At 43.7% G+C, this 17,306-nt stretch carries 17 protein-coding genes and 2 riboswitches; of the genes, 10 read left to right on the top strand and 7 right to left on the bottom strand.

The genetic code is table 11. The features are described from left to right. Position 1 precedes the first annotated feature (1 nt). From ACOJQI_RS10130 to ACOJQI_RS10115, 4 genes are all read right to left on the bottom strand, one after another. Positions 2-628 (bottom strand): methylthioribulose 1-phosphate dehydratase, encoded by a 627-nt coding sequence (locus ACOJQI_RS10130; protein WP_421385097.1) that lies wholly within the window; start codon positions 626-628, stop codon positions 2-4. Continuing rightward, entirely contained in the window at positions 612-1,295 is a 684-nt protein-coding gene (locus ACOJQI_RS10125; RefSeq protein WP_421385096.1) for a 2-hydroxy-3-keto-5-methylthiopentenyl-1-phosphate phosphatase, read from the bottom strand. Before ACOJQI_RS10125 ends, ACOJQI_RS10130 begins: the two co-directional genes overlap by 17 nt. After that, positions 1,292-2,500: a 2,3-diketo-5-methylthiopentyl-1-phosphate enolase gene (locus tag ACOJQI_RS10120; protein ID WP_421385095.1), complete on the bottom strand. Its 1,209-nt coding sequence runs from the start codon at positions 2,498-2,500 to the stop codon at positions 1,292-1,294. Before ACOJQI_RS10120 ends, ACOJQI_RS10125 begins: the two co-directional genes overlap by 4 nt. Positions 2,501-2,593: 93 nt before the next feature. Next, a riboswitch (SAM riboswitch) is annotated at positions 2,594-2,694 on the bottom strand. A 66-nt stretch (positions 2,695-2,760) separates the two neighbouring features. Next, entirely contained in the window at positions 2,761-3,942 is a 1,182-nt protein-coding gene (locus ACOJQI_RS10115) for a pyridoxal phosphate-dependent aminotransferase (protein WP_421385094.1), read from the bottom strand. Between the two features lie 103 nt (positions 3,943-4,045). Between ACOJQI_RS10115 and ACOJQI_RS10110 the strand changes: the two genes are divergently transcribed. The 6 genes from ACOJQI_RS10110 to ACOJQI_RS10085 all read left to right on the top strand — a co-directional run bounded on the left by ACOJQI_RS10110 (position 4,046) and on the right by ACOJQI_RS10085 (position 10,116). Next, positions 4,046-4,834, top strand: a complete 789-nt coding sequence (locus ACOJQI_RS10110) for a carbon-nitrogen family hydrolase (RefSeq protein WP_421385093.1) — start codon at positions 4,046-4,048, stop codon at positions 4,832-4,834. Between the two features lie 457 nt (positions 4,835-5,291). Beyond that, positions 5,292-5,444, top strand: a riboswitch (SAM riboswitch). Positions 5,445-5,538: 94 nt separating this feature from the next. Beyond that, positions 5,539-6,711, top strand: a complete 1,173-nt coding sequence (mtnK, locus tag ACOJQI_RS10105) for an S-methyl-5-thioribose kinase (protein WP_421385092.1) — start codon at positions 5,539-5,541, stop codon at positions 6,709-6,711. An 11-nt stretch (positions 6,712-6,722) separates the two neighbouring features. Continuing rightward, positions 6,723-7,769, top strand: coding sequence for an S-methyl-5-thioribose-1-phosphate isomerase (gene mtnA, locus ACOJQI_RS10100; RefSeq protein WP_421385091.1), 1,047 nt, complete (start codon positions 6,723-6,725; stop codon positions 7,767-7,769). Between the two features lie 111 nt (positions 7,770-7,880). Then, positions 7,881-8,804 (top strand): MBL fold metallo-hydrolase, encoded by a 924-nt coding sequence (locus ACOJQI_RS10095; RefSeq protein WP_421385090.1) that lies wholly within the window; start codon positions 7,881-7,883, stop codon positions 8,802-8,804. A 194-nt stretch (positions 8,805-8,998) separates the two neighbouring features. Beyond that, positions 8,999-9,373, top strand: coding sequence for a cell wall hydrolase (locus tag ACOJQI_RS10090; protein ID WP_421385448.1), 375 nt, complete (start codon positions 8,999-9,001; stop codon positions 9,371-9,373). Positions 9,374-9,522: 149 nt separating this feature from the next. After that, positions 9,523-10,116: a hypothetical protein gene (locus tag ACOJQI_RS10085; RefSeq protein ID WP_421385089.1), complete on the top strand. Its 594-nt coding sequence runs from the start codon at positions 9,523-9,525 to the stop codon at positions 10,114-10,116. A gap of 50 nt (positions 10,117-10,166) precedes the next feature. Here the strand turns inward: ACOJQI_RS10085 and ACOJQI_RS10080 are convergent, their stop codons facing one another. Next, on the bottom strand, positions 10,167-10,847 hold the full coding sequence (locus ACOJQI_RS10080; protein ID WP_421385088.1) for a serine/threonine protein kinase: 681 nt from the start codon (positions 10,845-10,847) through the stop codon (positions 10,167-10,169). Positions 10,848-10,918: 71 nt separating this feature from the next. Here ACOJQI_RS10080 and ACOJQI_RS10075 point away from each other — a divergent pair, with 71 nt between their 5' ends. The 4 genes from ACOJQI_RS10075 (at position 10,919) to ACOJQI_RS10060 (ending at position 15,691) form a co-directional block, all read left to right on the top strand. Next, positions 10,919-11,524, top strand: coding sequence for an FMN-binding negative transcriptional regulator (locus tag ACOJQI_RS10075; RefSeq protein ID WP_421385087.1), 606 nt, complete (start codon positions 10,919-10,921; stop codon positions 11,522-11,524). A gap of 581 nt (positions 11,525-12,105) precedes the next feature. Then, the gene (locus tag ACOJQI_RS10070) at positions 12,106-12,855 is read left to right on the top strand and encodes a DeoR/GlpR family DNA-binding transcription regulator (RefSeq protein WP_421385447.1); all 750 of its coding nucleotides are present in this window, start codon (positions 12,106-12,108) and stop codon (positions 12,853-12,855) included. Continuing rightward, a complete protein-coding gene (gene pfkB / locus ACOJQI_RS10065; protein WP_421385086.1) occupies positions 12,852-13,790 on the top strand; it encodes a 1-phosphofructokinase in 939 nt (312 codons plus the stop codon). The genes ACOJQI_RS10070 and pfkB overlap by 4 nt, the downstream gene beginning before the upstream one ends. Further along, positions 13,787-15,691 carry a PTS fructose transporter subunit IIABC gene (locus ACOJQI_RS10060; protein ID WP_421385085.1) on the top strand — a complete coding sequence of 635 codons (1,905 nt, stop codon included), beginning with the start codon at positions 13,787-13,789 and terminating at the stop codon, positions 15,689-15,691. The genes pfkB and ACOJQI_RS10060 overlap by 4 nt, the downstream gene beginning before the upstream one ends. Positions 15,692-15,885: 194 nt before the next feature. Here the strand turns inward: ACOJQI_RS10060 and ACOJQI_RS10055 are convergent, their stop codons facing one another. Next, positions 15,886-16,740 (bottom strand): hypothetical protein, encoded by an 855-nt coding sequence (locus ACOJQI_RS10055; RefSeq protein ID WP_421385084.1) that lies wholly within the window; start codon positions 16,738-16,740, stop codon positions 15,886-15,888. 138 nt (positions 16,741-16,878) lie between these two features. Continuing rightward, entirely contained in the window at positions 16,879-17,136 is a 258-nt protein-coding gene (locus tag ACOJQI_RS10050; protein ID WP_421385083.1) for a hypothetical protein, read from the bottom strand. Positions 17,137-17,306 lie beyond the last annotated feature (170 nt).

The following is a 17,306-nucleotide window of genomic DNA, read 5'->3' as shown; positions in this document are numbered from 1 at the left end:
ATTAGGTAAGCGCAGCTTGGCGCAAAGTAAGTAGTTTCACATGATAATTGAATAAAAACTCATAAGCTTCCAGATGCTTCTTTGCTTCAAAAGCATCTTTTCCCCATACCGTGATTCCGTGATTGCGAATCAGCACAGCACCGTTGTCATTGTGGATATGCGGTACCAGTTCACTGGCCAGAAGGGGGATATCTGCGTGATTCGGTATGATAGGGAGTCGAAGCTCCGCGTTTTCTTCCCAAAGACCAAATGCTTTGATGATTTCCTGTCCCTTAAACACGACCTCGCCTCTGTCACCATAGAACTCTGATATGACATTGTTATCGACCGTATGGACATGGAGGGAGCAGCCGGCGTTTGTACGACGGTAGATTTCCAAATGAAGCAGCGTTTCTGCCGATGGTTTCAAATGTGTATCCTCAGCCGGTTTTCCTTCAGCATCGACAAGGAGAAAATCTTCTGAAGTGGTCTTTCTTTTGTCCTTACCGCTTGCCGTCACAAGGAAGGTAAGAGGGGAGCCGCCGACGAGGATGGATAGGTTGCCGCTCGTGCCGTAGAACCAGTCCCGCTCCGCAAGCTCAACCTTTACTTCACTTAATTCATTCCATTGCTTAAGATAATTGACCATGCGCCTCAGCCTTTCTATTCATCTCTTCCAACTCAGTTATGATTTCATCAAACGATTCAAAGCGCCCGTAATTCAATCCTAATTCCCTGCATTTGTCCGCAAGGAAATCATCACAGGCAAAGACGAGATCCGCCATTTTGGCTCCTTCCAAATCTGTGATTGAATCCCCGATCATGACGACAAAGTCGCCTGGTTCCGCCTCTTGACGGATAATGCTCGTTTTGCAGCAGCCGCATTCATTATTGCAGTCCTCATCACAAGAATGAGGCCAGGTAATCCTGATAGTTTCTTCTGAAAAATCAGCGCTGTTGCAGTACACATGTTCAGGCGGTACTATTCCATCCAAAATCGGTTCCACAAAGAAACCAATGCCCCCGCTGACAATCTTTAAATCTATGTTTTGCTGCTGTGCCCAATCAATAAAATCCTTGAAACCATGGCGGAACTGATGAGTATCAAGCAAATATTGGACCAGTTCATCCCGTGAAGAGGAGGGAAGAAGCCTGAACATCCTTCCGACACCCTCCTTGATTGATATGTCCTGAGCAAGGATTAAATCTTTTATCTCATTCCATTCAGGGGGAGCAAAATTTTTCATTAAAGAAATGATGTTATCGGTCGTCGTGATTGTTCCATCAAAGTCACAAAATATTTTCAAACGACTCATACTGATACCTCACTTAATCCCCAGAGATTCAAGGCCTGCTGCAGCTCTTGATGTTCCTTTGCAGCTTCTGACAGAGGAATACCATTCACCACTGCATTGATGGCTTGATTGAATGCTTTTCCGCCTCCTGCCGCACCCAGTGGATGGCCATGGACACCGCCTCCGGCATTGATGACACTATCTGCTCCAAAATCTTTATACAAAAGCGTCGTCAATCCAGGATGGATCCCTGCAGACGGAATAGGGAAAGCTCTTTTGAAATACGGATCTTCTAAAGTCAATTCACTTGCTATCCCGAGGGCGGCTTCCTTTTCCAACGCGACACTTCCGTAAGGGGAAGGGAAGAGAGATAAATCGGCTCCTGCATAGCGAAGCAGTTTTCCTAAAAGAAGCGGATGGGAAAATCCATAATAGGGAGACGATGTCAAAGCACCGCTCACCGCAGGATGCGCCATGATCGGCAGCCCGATTTCCTGTTCTTCCCGAAGTGCCTGCAGTACATCAAGACCATAGGCAAAGACGTTGAAGAGAAGAAGATCCGCTCCCAATTCTTTTGCGCGTATTGCTTTTTCTTTTAAATCAAACGTTTTACCGGATAAATTAACAGCGTACAAAGTGCGGTGTCCGGTCTCATCGTATACTGCGTCAAGAACCTTCTTAGCTTTTATTATTCTTTTTGCAAAAGGTGTAAGCGGATTGTCAAAGAGAATTTCGTCATCCTTCACAATGTCAATCCCGCCAAGCGCCTGATCTCTTAGTTGTTCCGAGAAAAAGTCCAGGTCTTTTCCGATAACACTTTTAAAAATGCTCATTAAAAGCGGGGTATCATATTTATTCAATCTCTGCCTTATGCCTTCAATACCATAACCTGGTCCTGGAAAGGCTGATTTTAGTTCTTCCGAAAATATCAGGTCAGTCAATTTAATTTTCCCATCAAGTGAGAGCTTTCCGAATACTGTTGTCAATAGAGCAGGAAGGTCGCTGCTGAAATTGGCTGCCGGATAATAAATTTTAATGAGGCCCTTGTTTTCTTCCAAGGCCTCGACAGAAACAACACGGCCTTTGTGGCGTTGAAGCTGTTTCTGTTCCAGCAGAGGAAGATCGGTCCATGACCCAACCGTCAACCCCAAGGCGATTCCTTCTGCTTTTTTCTCAAGATGGTCTGTCGGCCCATGAACAGTGTAGACCGCTGTAACGTTTGACATAGTTGATGCTCCTTTCGCAAAAATCTCCACATTCCAAATAAAAAAACCTCTTCCCGCTGAGGAAGAGGTTTTATTTTTACAGTAAAAATAGAACTCTTATCTCTCAGCATTACTGCTGCAAGAATTAGCACCGTGCTCTAAAGTCGGTTGCCGGGCATCATTGGGCTAGTCCCTCCGCCTGCTCTTGATAAGAATAGAAATTGTATTTATTTTTTGTTAATTTCAAAAAGGATTATGACACTTGTTGGAAATGTTGTCAATCATTTTTTTGAAAATAGGCCCAGCTTACCGATTCTCCGTACAGCCTCCGCCAAAACCTCTTCGTCACGAAGCAGGCCGACTCTTACATAGCCCTCGCCATGGTCACCGAATCCGATACCCGGGGCGACAGCGACATGAGCTTCTTCAAGCAGCTTTTTGAAAAAGGATTCAGAGGTGAACCCTTCAGGTACAGGCAGCCAGGCAAAGAATGATCCTTTCGGCGGATCAACAACCCACCCGATCTCTTCCAAGCGGTCGACAAGGAAGTTGCGTCTCGATTCATACAAGGAGACCAGTTCTTCCACACACTCCTGCGATGATGTCAAAGCAGTAGCAGCAGCTTCTTGGACGCCGCCGAACAAGCTGACATGCAGGTGATCCTGGAGGAGGTTCAAAGCTTCAATCACACTTGGATTGCCAACAGCAAAACCTGCCCTCCAGCCGGCCATGTTATAGGTTTTGGAAAGAGTATAAATCTCGATGCCGACATCCTTGGCACCCTCCGTTTGCAGGTAGCTCAAAGGCTTTTCACCATCAAATCCAATTGCCCCGTAGGCCAAGTCGTGAACGACACAGATGTCATTTTCCTTCGCGAGCTTCACGGTTTCTTCAAAAAAATTCGAAGTGGCAATAGCTCCCGTCGGGTTGTTAGGATAATTCAAAAACATTAGTTTAGCAGCCTGCAGAACATCTTCAACTATTTCTGAGTAGTCGGGAAGGAAATCATTTTCCACCCGGAGCGGCATCGGAGCCATTTCTGCACGGGCAAGCGAAACACCTGACCAGTAATCAGGGTACCCGGGGTCGGGAACCAAAGCGATATCTCCTTCATCAAGCAGGCACTGGCTGACCTCGATCAGTCCGGCTTTTCCTCCGAACAGCACGGCAACTTCTGTTTCAGGGTCAATATCAACATTATATTCACGTTTGTAAAATTCAGCTGCCGCCTCTTTCATAAAAGAGTAGCCGCGAAATGGGGAGTATTTATGGAACAGGGGATTCGAGACTGCTGCCTGTGCGGAACGAACGATATGTTCGGGCGTAGGCTGATCAGGATTTCCCTGGGCTAAATTAATCACATCATGACCTTTAGAAGTCACTTCATTCACGTCTTTGACCAGCTTTGCAAAGAACTGCTGAGGGAGATCTTTTAGGGTTTGGGAATGTTTGAAATTTTTCATAAGAAGCTCCTTTTGAAAGATTCTTGAAATTCTAGTAGCTTATGTTATATGGTTAAGGAAAAAAAGTCTAGCTAATTTTTTGAATATTGCGAGGAGGAGTACTATGGGTTTAAGGATAGCATGCTTGCAGTTGGATATACAGTATGGACGTCCCGAAGAGAACCGAAAAAATGTCTCTCAGGAATTTCAAAGGTTGTTTGAGAAAGATAAAAACATCGAGGTGGTCGTCCTTCCAGAATTATGGACCACGGGATATGACCTGACAAGGCTGGATGAAATAGCCGATAATGAAGGAATCCAGTCAAAGGAGTTCCTAGCTGGTCTGGCAAAAAAATATAATACCAATATTGTCGGAGGTTCTGTTGCCAAAAAGAGCGGAGAAAGTGTAACCAACACATTATATTCGTTCGACAGAACCGGCGGCGTCCTGGGTGAATACAGCAAGGTGCACTTATTCAAACTGATGGATGAGCATCACTACTTATCTGCAGGAAACAATAGCGGTGCCGTGACGATTGAAGGAGTCCCGTCCGCTGCCTTTATCTGTTACGATATCCGATTTCCCGAGTGGCTGCGGACCCACACAACGGGCGGGGCGGAAGTGCTATATGTTGTGGCGGAATGGCCATTGGCCCGCGTCAATCACTGGCGGACGCTTCTTTTGGCAAGAGCAATTGAAAATCAATGCTATATAGTTGCCTGCAACCGCAGCGGCAGCGACCCGAACAATGAATTTGCCGGACATTCGATGATCATCGATCCGTGGGGAGAGGTCCTTGCGGAAGCAGAAGAAGGGACTGACATCATCACGGCCGAGTTAGATTTGGAGAAAGTCAAGCAAGTGAGAAAGCAGATCCCGATATTCCAGGACCGCAGGCCGGAGCTTTATTGATTGAACCTTGTCAGTAATCTTGACCCAGTTTTTTTGCATAAACAGAAATCGCGACACAGCCAAGGATTTCATACTGGATTCTGTCCTGAAAACCGGGATTTGCGACACATTTTGTTATTCTGCGAGGACTTCTGTCGCAATAACGCTCGGATTGCGACTCGATCTTGTATATTTCTCAGGGTCCTGTCGCAATTACACCTGAATCGTGACTATAAGAGGGAATTCACCCGGCAGATAGTCGCAATTACTTCTTAATTGCGACTATCTCAGACTATTCACCCGTAGTTCTGTTTTAAACAGCCTGTCGCATTATCACTGCGTTTAAATAAAACGACCCTTTTCAGTAAAAAAGCATCTTCAACTTAAAATTTCAAAAAACTATTGACATTCAAACCGAAACTTAGTTTAATGTTCATCAGGATTAATAAAAATGTTCAGAAAAATCAAATATGACATTCTCTTATCAAGAGTAGGCGGAGGGATTTGGCCCGATGAAGCCCAGCAACCGACTGTCACCAGCAAGACTGGAGCGTTTTGTTAAATCGCTGGTTACACCTGACAGCACGGTGCTACTTCCAACAGAAAGAGCAATCTTTCTGGCAGATAAGAGGTGCGAAGTCCATACAACGTCTTCAAGCCTCTTTCTGAATGAAAGAGGCTTTTTACCTTGCTGAAAAGCCTTGTTAACCAAGGAGGAATTTACATTGGCAATCGTAAAACAAAGCGGATATTATCCTTTAACTGAAAATAGTGCAGTGGAGTTAGCCAGGTCATTGGGCTTCTTTGATGAAAACGAAGAGTTACTCTGCAGTGAGATCGGCGACGGCAATCTTAACTATGTGTTCAGGATCGGCAGCCGGCTTTACGAAAAATCAGTCATCATCAAGCAGGCACTCCCATATGCCAAGGTAGTGGGGGAAAGCATGCCCCTTACGCTGAAACGTGCGCAAATTGAAAGCTGTGCCCTAAAAAAGTTCAGTGAGTTCACACCAGAATCGGTTCCACAGGTATTGTATACAGACGAAGAACTCGCTGTGACGGTAATGGAAGATTTATCAGATTACAAGATTTTAAGAAAAGGCTTGATTGAAGGAGAAGCCTATCCACTCCTGCCCAAGCATGTTGGTACCTACCTTGCAAAGACGCTCTTTTTCACGTCTGATTTTGGATTGAATGGGAAGGAGAAGAAAGAACTTGTCGGGCGTTTCATCAACCCTGAATTATGCAAGATCACAGAGGACCTTGTGTTTACAGATCCATTCTATGACCATGACAGCAATAATTTTGAAGAAGAGCTAAGGGAAAAGGTTGAGGCTTTGTGGAATGATCACGTGGTAAGACTAGAAGCAGGGAAACTGAAAAGGAAGTTTTTGACGCAGGCTGATGCCCTTCTTCATGGAGATCTCCATACCGGGAGTATTTTTGTAAAAAAAGATGACACAAAGATCATTGATCCTGAATTTGCATTCTATGGACCTATCGGTTTTGATATAGGGCAATTCTTTGCGAATATCCTATTGAATTCACTGTCAAGGCCAAAGGAAGACCATGCAGGAAGACTGAAGATCATCACAGAAACATGGAATGTTTTCTCCTCTGAATTCACGGAACTCTGGCTTGCACACAATCAGGAAACCTATTCCACCACAGCCGGGTATCTCGATCATATCCTTGGAGAAATCTTTGAAGATTCCATTGGCTTTGCAGGCTGTGAAATCATCAGGCGCACAGTCGGACTCTCTCATGTGGCCGACCTTGATGGAATCGAAGATCAAACGAAAAGACTAAAGGCTAAAACAGAGGCAATCGATTTAGGAAGAAGATTGATCCTTCAACGGAAGGTCATCAAAGGACCGGAACAGCTTGCATTATATTGAGGAGGAAAAGCATGGCAACCGATACAACAACCATACGTTCTGTAGAGTGGAAGGATGATCACATCCTGCTGCTTGACCAGCAGAAACTTCCGCATGTGACAGAATTCATTAAGTTGAGGACGATAGAAGACGTGTGGGAAAGCATCCACAGCCTGAAGGTGAGGGGCGCTCCTGCAATCGGGATTACGGCTGCATTCGGACTTGCTCTTTGGGCGCAATCGTTTAAGGAGAAAGAAAACTTCCTCGGCTTTTATTATGAGCTGGAAGAGAAGAAAAGCTACCTGGAGGGTTCACGCCCTACTGCAGTTAACTTGGCATGGGCTCTGGCAAGGCTTTTCAACCGATTTTCCCAAGCGGCCACAGTCGTAGAGGGCCAGGCCCTGCTTTTGGAGGAAGCCTTGACGATTGCAAAGGAAGACGAAGAGGTCTGCCGTTCCATCGGGGAACATGGCGCTGAATTATTCCAGTCGGGAGATTCGGTCCTGACACATTGTAATGCAGGGGGAATTGCCACTGCCCGTTACGGGACAGCGTTAGCTCCGTTTTATATTTTAAAGGAAAAAGGAGTTGACCTGAAGGTTTTTGCCACAGAGACGAGACCAGTGCTTCAGGGTGCGCGTTTGACGGTTTGGGAGTTGATGCAGGCGGGAATTGATGTCACCCTCATCACTGACAACATGGCAGCCCACACCATTGCGGAGAAGAAGATCGCTGCGATTATTGTCGGTGCCGACAGGATTGCAGCTAACGGGGACACTGCCAACAAGATCGGCACTCGCGGGCTGGCCATCCTGGCAAAGGCATTCAATATCCCATTTTACGTTGCTTCCCCATTATCGACAATCGACTTGGCTATTGAAACAGGCAAGGAAATTCCGATCGAAGAACGCAATACCGAAGAAGTGTCCCACTTAAATGGTATTGAAGTCGCTGCCAAAGGTGTAAAAGTCTTTAACCCGGCATTCGATGTCACACCAAATGAATACATTACAGCCATCATTACAGAAAAAGGAATTATAAGAGGCAATTATAAAAAACAGCTTACATTATTAAAATGAATTCATTATGAAGGTGCCAGGGGCAAAGCAGCTTAATTATGCCTGGCACCTTTTTTTGTACGAGACCCTATCTCTTAAAGTATAATGAAAGAAAAAAATCGAGGGAATATTATGGCAAAAACGCGCTATAAAAATTTAGATGATGTCAGCAACCAAAAATCATTCAAGGAACTCATGAAGTGGATGAAGGAAAGACGATCCAAAGTAAAGGACTTGGCGACCCAGATACCTCAAGCATCCAAAAAAGAAGCAGACCGCTTGCAGAAGAATAAGGACAAACCTTCCCTTACATGGATAGGCCATTCTACTTTCCTTATTCAATTGGATGGACTGAACATATTGACCGATCCTGTTTGGGCAAGGAGGATGGGGACAGGAAAAAGACTGACAGAGCCCGGTCTCACATTGAGTGAAATCCCGGCCATTGATATTATCCTTATTTCCCATGGACACTATGATCATCTGGATTTTGCTACAATCAAACGAATCAAAGGAGATCCAGTATTCTATGTACCCCATGGACTGAAGTCTGCCTTCACAAGAAGGGGATATGAAAGAATAGTGGAAGCTGACTGGTGGGATTCATTTAGCGAGAAAGGTGTCCTCATCGACTTCGTACCTGCGCAGCACTGGACCAAACGCACCCTTACTGATACGAACACCTCACATTGGGGAGGCTGGGTGTTAAGAGGTGAACATCATAAACAATCCATCCACTTTGTCGGTGATACAGGTTATTTTAGAGGCTTTAAAGAAATAGCCGAAAAACTTTCCCCGGATATTATTCTTATGCCTATTGGAGCTTATGAGCCTGAATGGTTCATGAGGGACAGCCACATCAACCCGGAGGATTCAGTCACAGCCTTCAAGGAAATGAGCGGCGGCCTGTTTATCCCCATGCATTATGGCGCCTATCGGCTTGCAGATGACACTGGCCCTGAAGCACTCAGCCGCCTGCTGGCTGAATGGGAAAACCAACAGCTTGAAAGAGAGAAGCTGAAGATTTTGGATATCGGTGAGACGTTGTGGGTATGACCGCTTCAAAGAGGACAAATGTATAAAAAATACCGTAAAACGGACTAATGCTGACTAGAAAGTGCACCAATATTTTATCGCCACTATTTTACCTCTTTTGAATATACATGGTTATAGGATTGATAAAAGGAGGTAGGGTTCAGTTGGCAATTATTAAAGCTCCAGAAGAACATGTAAGATTACTGGCGAGACTGATGAGGGCCGAAGCGGAAGGTGACGGGCGTTTAGGAATGCTCACCGTAGGAAATACCGGGGTGAACAGGGTCATCTCCAATTGTCTTGACTTTAAAGATATACGTACTCTTAGAGATATGGTGTACCAGCGGCCTGGAGGATTTGAAGCAACGGTGAAGGGTTATTTTTATCAGAGGGCAAGGGAAAAAGATATTGCCTTGGCAAGGCAGGTCATCAAGGGATGGAAATACCATCCGGCATCCTATGCATTATGGTTCTTCCGTCCGGAGGGAGACTGTCCTCCGACCTGGTACGACCAGCGGAATGTAGGAAGATTTAAATCTCACTGCTTCTTCGCTCCATCACGGGAAGACTGTCCTCAAGTATACTTCTGATTTGACTTCACGAAAAGCTTGCTGAGATGCCCGCAAGCTTTTTTTAGTGACAGGCACATCCCGATATTTGTCGATTTTCAGCAAAGTTTACGGATTTTCCAATAGGTTATGATATAACTATTAATGAAAAGAAAATAGGAGGATCAAAGATGCTTACCAAATCGATTAAAACATACATAGAAGAAGAAATGAAGGATGGGAAAATTGCTTTGTTTTCTGATGAGAGTGAGTTTGCCCAGAAACATGCGCTTCTACCCGAAGGGACTGCGATTGAACTATTGGACGATTCCGTTCGCTTTCATGATGCACTGATTGAAAGAGTGGACAAAGAAACCGAAGAGCTGGTCAAAACCGAAGAGACGCCAGCCTTTTTGGAGACCCCTGTCAATTTTGTTAAACAGCATGTTAATGAGTTTCTGTATATTGACAGCAAGTGGTTTGATATTATCCGGATTGATGGATTGACAATAGAAGTGGACGATGTGTTCGGACATTATAGTGTATTGACCGGATTGAAACAGCAAAAGAAAAACGCAGTAGAATTGAAATCCATCTTAGCTGATAAACTTCATGGTGAGGACAAAGTACAGCTGATGTGGAATGACAAAGATGGTTTGTTCGATGTAAACCTTTCAATTGATAAGCTGGATGGCTTTAATGAAAATGAATCCTTGGGAAGAAATCTGCAGTTGATTTATCATTTCTTTTTCGCAGTTCTGCAGGAACTTGAAGCAAAAAATTAACAGGAAAGCGATCCGCATTAAAGGCGGATCGCTTTTTATGATTTCCTCTTTCATATCTTCCACCGGAATGTCAGTGCCATCACTTTCTTCATAAACTCTTCAAAGGTAAAGTGGGAATCTTTTGACTGGTTGAACCAAGTACGGACTGTCTCTGCCAGCCAGGAAGGAACCGGTTTCCCGTCAATATAACGATAATACTGTTCGTACCCTCTCCTTAAGTATTCCCATCGGTGATCATTTCCTGGCTGAATATATTCAGAAACGTCGATAATTTTCACCTTTCCTTCATAAAGCAGGATATTTTTCAAATGCATGTCCCTGGGGTTCAATCCCTGATTCCGGATATGCTCCCTTGCTTCTTCAACTTCGTTTATGACATTAAGAGGAATGGAGATTCCTTGGAGTAAACAATCATATAGTGTGGTTCCTTCTTCATAACTCAATACAAGAAAATTTTCGCCGCTGCCGATTTTTTTAGAGAAATAAGGAGATGTACCAAGACGGTCATAAACATATTCCTCAACAGCTTTTTTCCCGCATTTTTCGTCTGCATAAACCTTGAATGCCAAGTGGGGGAGAAGCAAGGAACGGAAAACAGCCGCATCTGTCCCTGTTCCGGCCAGAACAAGCCCGTCAGCGCTCCCGTCAATTGAAACAGGTTCATTATTTGGATTCGCTTTTATAACCAATTTATTAATTTGGGGAATAATCTCCTGCCATTCAGCGACCATCTTCAATTCACTCCTCAAATCTTCTTATTCTTATAGTATAGTAAAAGAAAACAAATGAAATGAGGAAAATAATGTTCATCCCAAAAGATTTTAAAATGGAAGACCCTGAGATGCTGATGCAGTTTATCCATGAAAACAGTTTTGGTATATTATTCTCTCATAATGCACAAGGTCCTCATGCGACACATCTGCCTTTTATCCTTGCTCAAAAAGATCAGCCGGAACTCATCGGACATATGGCAAAGGTAAACCAGCAGTGGAAGGGGCTGGACGGCAAAAAGGTCCTGGTTGTATTTTCGGGACCCCATTCCTATATCTCTGCATCCTGGTACAAAGAGAAGAAAAATGTTCCGACTTGGAACTACGTAGCCGTGCACGTCGAGGGAACGATAGAAATTATTAATGATTCACATGAATTGTACTCCATACTTCAAGAGTCGGTGGATTTTTATGAAAAAGATCTTGAGAAGCCTTGGAAAACGGAAGAGGAGGAAGAGACGGTTACCCGTCTTCTAAATGGGATCGTCGGTTTCAAAATCAATGTAGAGAAGATTGAAGGAAAGTGGAAGCTGAATCAAAATAAAAGCAAAGAAAATAAAGAGGAAGTTATAAAAAATCTTCGAAAAGAAGAAATCTATGACTCCCATTCCATTGCAGATTTAATGGAAGAGGAATAAAGAGAGAGCCCGGATAGCCAAAATAATAGGTAAACAGTAGAGAACGATAATCAGAAGTAGTACAGTTTTTGAATGCAAAACTAGAAAAAGCAGTCCAAAACGGACTGCTTTTTACTATGAATTCGTAATATAAATCAAAATTTCATCAATGAGTTAGTCACTAAAGGAGGGGGGAAAATAAGGGGAAATTTTTCCGTTAAACTGCAGAATTTAGCTGGGGAGAGGTAAATAAGGGAAGAATCTTCCGTTAAGCATGCTCAGCAACCCAATTTTCATGTTTTTTAAGTAAATAGCGGAAATTATTTCCTCTATTTGAGCTATTTTTCTCGATATTTCATACATAAGGGAAATTTCTTCCCTTATAGTATTAGCTCATCGTGCTGTAGCTTTCTTTGTCCTCGCTTTTAAAATCCGTTTAATTGAACATGGTTGTAAAGCTGCTCCCTAATGTCTTTGAGCAAATCAATAGTCAGAAAAATCACTTCATTGAACGTTTCTGAAAGAAAATGAATTTTTATGATTGAAAAATGTAAAGGCTTACTCTATAATGAAATTACTTCAAGTTGAATTGGAGGATGAAAATGCTTACTCCTGAAAGACAACAGATCATTCTTTCTCTTTTAAAAGAGAAAGGAGTCGTAAAGCTGCAGGAACTAATTGAAGAAACAAACGCGTCAGAGTCAACAATACGACGTGACCTCATTCAATTAGAAGAAGATAAAAAACTTAAAAGGGTTCACGGCGGTGCTTCTTTGCTGCAAGGCAAACGGAATGAACCAAGCATGACAGAGAAATCATTCAAAAACCTTCAAGATAAAATCAACATCGCAAAAAAAGCTGCTTCCTTAATCCAGGATGGCGATTCCATCTATTTGGATGCCGGGACGACCACACAGCAAATGATTTCATACTTGAGTCAAAAGAAGTTGACCGTTGTAACAAACGGTATCACCTTAATCGCGCCACTGCTTGAAAAAGGCATCACCACTTATTTACTTGGCGGTTTGGTTAAAGGTTCGACACAGGCGATCATCGGCAGGTCAGCCCTTGACTCTCTGGAAACATACCGATTTGATAAATGCTTTATTGGAACCAACGGAGTCGATCTCGAATACGGCTTTACAACACCGGATCCCGAAGAAGCATTAATAAAGCAAACGGCAATAAAGCTTTCACAAGAAGCATTTGTGCTGGCCGATCATTCAAAAATCGGAGAAGTATCTTTCAGCAAGATAACCGATATGGAAGCAGCCGTGCTGATAACCAACAAATCGAATGAAAACATCCAGCATTATCAACAGCATACTTCAATAAAGGTTGTGACAACATGATTTACACACTTACACTCAACCCTTCTATTGATTACTTTGTAACAGTAGATGCACTGAATCTTGGGGAAACGAACCGAATGGAGCATGAATCGAAAGCTCCGGGCGGAAAAGGAATCAATGTTTCACGTGTTTTAACATCCCTTGGAATCCAGAACAAAGCGCTTGGTTTTCTTGGCGGCTTAACCGGCCAATATATCCAGGATGAACTAAAAAAGGAAAACGTCGATACCGATTTTGTTCATGTTGATGGTGATACCCGCATCAATATCAAACTCCGCGGAGAACAGGAAACCGAAATTAACGGGAATGGCCCAGTAATCTCTGATGAAGCAATCTCAGCGCTGACTGGCCAGCTCGATGTTCTGAAAGAAGGCGATATCCTGGTACTTGCAGGAAGTATTCCGCCTTCCATGCCAAGTGATTTTTATGAACAGATTATAAAGCAGTTAGTAAATAATGGCGTTAAAATCGTCGTTGATACAACGAAAGAAAAGCTGCTGAACATCTTGAAATACAAACCATTCCTCATTAAACCGAACCACCATGAGTTGGGAGAGCTATTCGATGTTTCCATTGAAACGAAAGAAGATGCGATTCCATATGGAAAGAAGTTAGTGGAAATGGGAGCTCAGAATGTCATCGTATCAATGGGCGGCAAAGGAACTTTATACTTCACAGAGCAAGATGCACAATTTGCACAATTTGCACCAGTACCACCCGGCAGCCTTGTTAACTCAGTCGGCGCAGGGGATTCAGTTGTTGCTGGCTTCATCGCTTCCTTTGAACAGTCAGGGGATGAGTTGAAAAGTTTCAAATTCGGTGCCGCTGCCGGCAGTGCCACCGCTTATTCTTCAGGCTTCTGTACAAAAGAGACAATCGATAAACTGTTAAATGAAATAGAGACAACACCTATTTCAGGGGGGGAATACCAATGAGGATAACAGAACTACTACAGAAAAACACCATGATCCTTCATTTACACTCAGGTTCCAAAGCTGAAGTCATCGATGAGCTAGTCAGCAAATTGGATGAAGCAGGAAAGCTAAACGACCGTGAAGGCTACAAGAAAGCGATTCTGGCAAGAGAGGAACAAAGCACAACCGGAATCGGTGAAGGCATTGCCATTCCGCATGCTAAAACGGCTTCCGTCAAGACTCCTGCCATCGCATTTGGCCGCTCAGCAGACGGAATTGATTATGAGGCACTCGATGGCCAAAACAGTCATCTATTCTTTATGATCGCGGCTTCCGAAGGGGCAAACAACGCCCATTTAGAAACACTTTCACGTCTTTCATCCCTTTTAATGGATGATGCATTCAGAAAGAAATTGATGAATGCTTCTGATGAAGAAGAAGTCCTTCTTCTCATCGATGAAAAAGAAAAAGAAGTTCTGGCAGAAGAGGAGCCTGAAGAACAGCCTGTAGAGACAGCTGCTCCAGGTACTGCAGCCGGAGCAGGAAAAATCCTGGCAGTTACGGCATGTCCGACTGGGATTGCCCATACGTATATGGCGGCAGACTCACTGAAAGCAAAAGCGAAAGAAAAAAATATCGACATTAAAGTGGAAACGAATGGCTCAAGCGGCGCGAAGAACCAATTAACAAAAGCGGAAATTGAAAATGCGACAGCCATCATCGTTGCAGCAGATACCAAAGTTGAAATGGAACGTTTCAAAGGGAAAAAGGTCATCCAGGTCCCTGTAGCAGAAGGAATCCGTAATCCGGACAAACTGCTTGACCGCGCCGTAAATGGCGATGCTCCAGTATATGAGGGCAGCGGCAAAGCAACAGAAGAAGAGGGAGAAACAAAAGAGAAGCGCAGCGGTTTCTATAAGCATTTGATGAACGGTGTTTCCAATATGCTTCCATTCGTTGTCGGAGGCGGTATCTTAATTGCGATTTCCTTCATGTTTGGAATTCAAGCAGCCGATCCTAATCACGAAACCTATAATCCAATCGCTGAAGCTCTAAGCACGATCGGCGGCGGTTCTGGTGCATTCGGCCTGATGATTCCTGTCCTGGCAGCATTCATTGCCATGAGTATTGCTGACAGACCTGGTTTTGCAGCCGGTATGGTCGGCGGTTTCCTTGCAGCAACTGGAGGCGGCGGTTTCCTTGGCGGATTGATTGCCGGTTTCCTTGGCGGTTATGTTGTACTGCTTCTTAAAAAATTATTTGCAAATCTTCCAAACTGGCTGGAAGGCTTAAAGCCGGTATTGCTTTACCCTGTATTCGGAATTTTAATTACTGGTCTGATTATGTTATTCGTTGTTAATGAACCAGTTGCTTTCCTCAATGAGCAATTGCAAGAATGGCTTGGCGGCATGGGTACAACCAACCTTGTGCTTCTTGGAATTCTTCTTGGCGGTATGATGGCAGTTGACCTTGGCGGGCCGATCAACAAAGCAGCATTCACATTCGGAATTGCCATGATTGATGCTGGAAACTTCGGTCCTCATGCGGCTATCATGGCAGGGGGTATGGCTCCACCGCTTGGATTGGCATTAGCTACTACATTCTTTAAAAAGAAATTTACTGCACAAGAACGAAAAGCAGGTTTCACTTGCTACTTCATGGGAGCATCATTCATTACTGAAGGAGCCATCCCATTTGCAGCAGCAGATCCTGGACGTGTCATCCCATCTGCAATTGTCGGATCAGCAGTAGCCGGCGGACTTGCAATGGCGTTCGGTATCGGACTTCCTGCGCCTCACGGTGGAATCTTTGTATTCCCTGTCGTTATGGGAAATCCTTTATTGTACCTTCTTGCCGTGCTCATCGGTTCAGCTGTCACAGCTGTGATGGTCGGCTTGCTGAAAAAACCAGTTCAACAATAATGATGGAAAGAAGACTGGAATCTCCAGTCTTCTTTTTTATGGTTTTAGTTAACTGGCACAGCCAAAAATGGAATTAGTGGCTTTACCGTCTGAAATCGTAGGGAACCTTGGAATAGTGATGGAATCGGACCCGTATTCCATCTAAAATTGCTCATATTATTGAGCTGGAGATGGAATAAAGAGGACAGTATTTTCTAAATAAAAAACCGCTCCTTTTCAAAAACCTTTATATAGATCCAGCGGAATAACAATAGTGTGGCTACAAATAATAAACTAAAATATCCAGTATTCCAATGTGGAGCTAACTTCAGGATTCCGCTTACTTCCAGCCATTTCGTAACTGCCCATTCTAAAACGATCAGTATCACGGCAATATACCATTTAAAACAAAAAACTATGATCAGTGACATTATCACTGTAATGATCAATAAATAGATTGAATTGCCAAATATCGAATCCCGCAGGGGGTCGCTAAAGAGGCCAACTTGATATTGATGAGAAGAGAATGATACTACAAGAAAGAATTTCAATGATTGAGCATATGTATTGAGGCCTAAATAGATTGTTGATAGTTCTACAATTTTTTTAGGATCCGAAAGGGCATGATACCACTTTTGCGAAAGCCTGAACCCTATCGGCAAAAGGACCGCGGTATATACTGTACTCCACCAGTACTGTTTATAAATATCGATATTTAAAAAGAAGAGTTCAATTCCCGTTAGTATTGCAGTGAACAGGAAGATCCACTGCCAACCCAGCTGAAATGCTGTGAGGAACACGGCAGCAGCAGGTACGGCAATCGCCTGTGAAGTAAAAGATCCCATTATACTGTCAAACCATTCTGATTCAAGGATCTCCGGATTGTAAGTATAGGCTTTAAAGCAGACGAGGATTATAAAATCCACTATAAAACTAAGCCCGGAGATGAACATATAGACAGATAATACCTTTTTGAATTCTTTTCTTTTTATAATGAAAGTATAGATTAGCAGGAACAGGCTAAGGAGAGAGAGAAGAATATACCAGACGAAATTAGGCAGAGTCATCATTTCAAACACCCGCTTTACAGAGCAAAGAATAATTCATTAATGATATTTTGCTTAGGTAATTTCCATATTATACATTTCAGGCGGAGTTATAGATGCAAAAAGACCTATCCAGTCAATTGGATAGGTCTTTTCCTTACATCATCTCCAGAATCCAGGACGGCCATAACCCCAGCCGGGACGACCATAGCCCCAACCCGGTCTTCCGTATCCCCAGCCAGGACGGCCATAGCCCCAACCCGGCCTTCCAAAGCCATAGCCCCAACCGGGACGGCCATAACCCCAGCCATAACCTCCATAACCTCCGAAACCGCCAAAAGCACCAGTTGCCGCTCCTACAGCAAGCAATGGTAAAAATCTCTCATCGTGTTCATACATCGGGAAATCTTCTCTATACATAAGCATCCTCCTTAAATTCCATTCGATTTATAGTATGGAAAATTATTGATTTCTGTTTGCGATTGGAATAAAAAGGGGCTTGCTCGAAACTAATTTAACGCTTTAAAGCAGCGGGGGACTGTCCCCCGCTGCTTTAAAGTGGTGAAGCATTCAGTGGCGTTTTCCGATTT

This window comes from Bacillus salacetis, assembly GCF_049177075.1.
GTDB lineage: Bacteria > Bacillota > Bacilli > Bacillales > Bacillaceae_B > Rossellomorea > Rossellomorea salacetis_A.
This window is presented reverse-complemented; position numbering and strand designations above follow the sequence as displayed.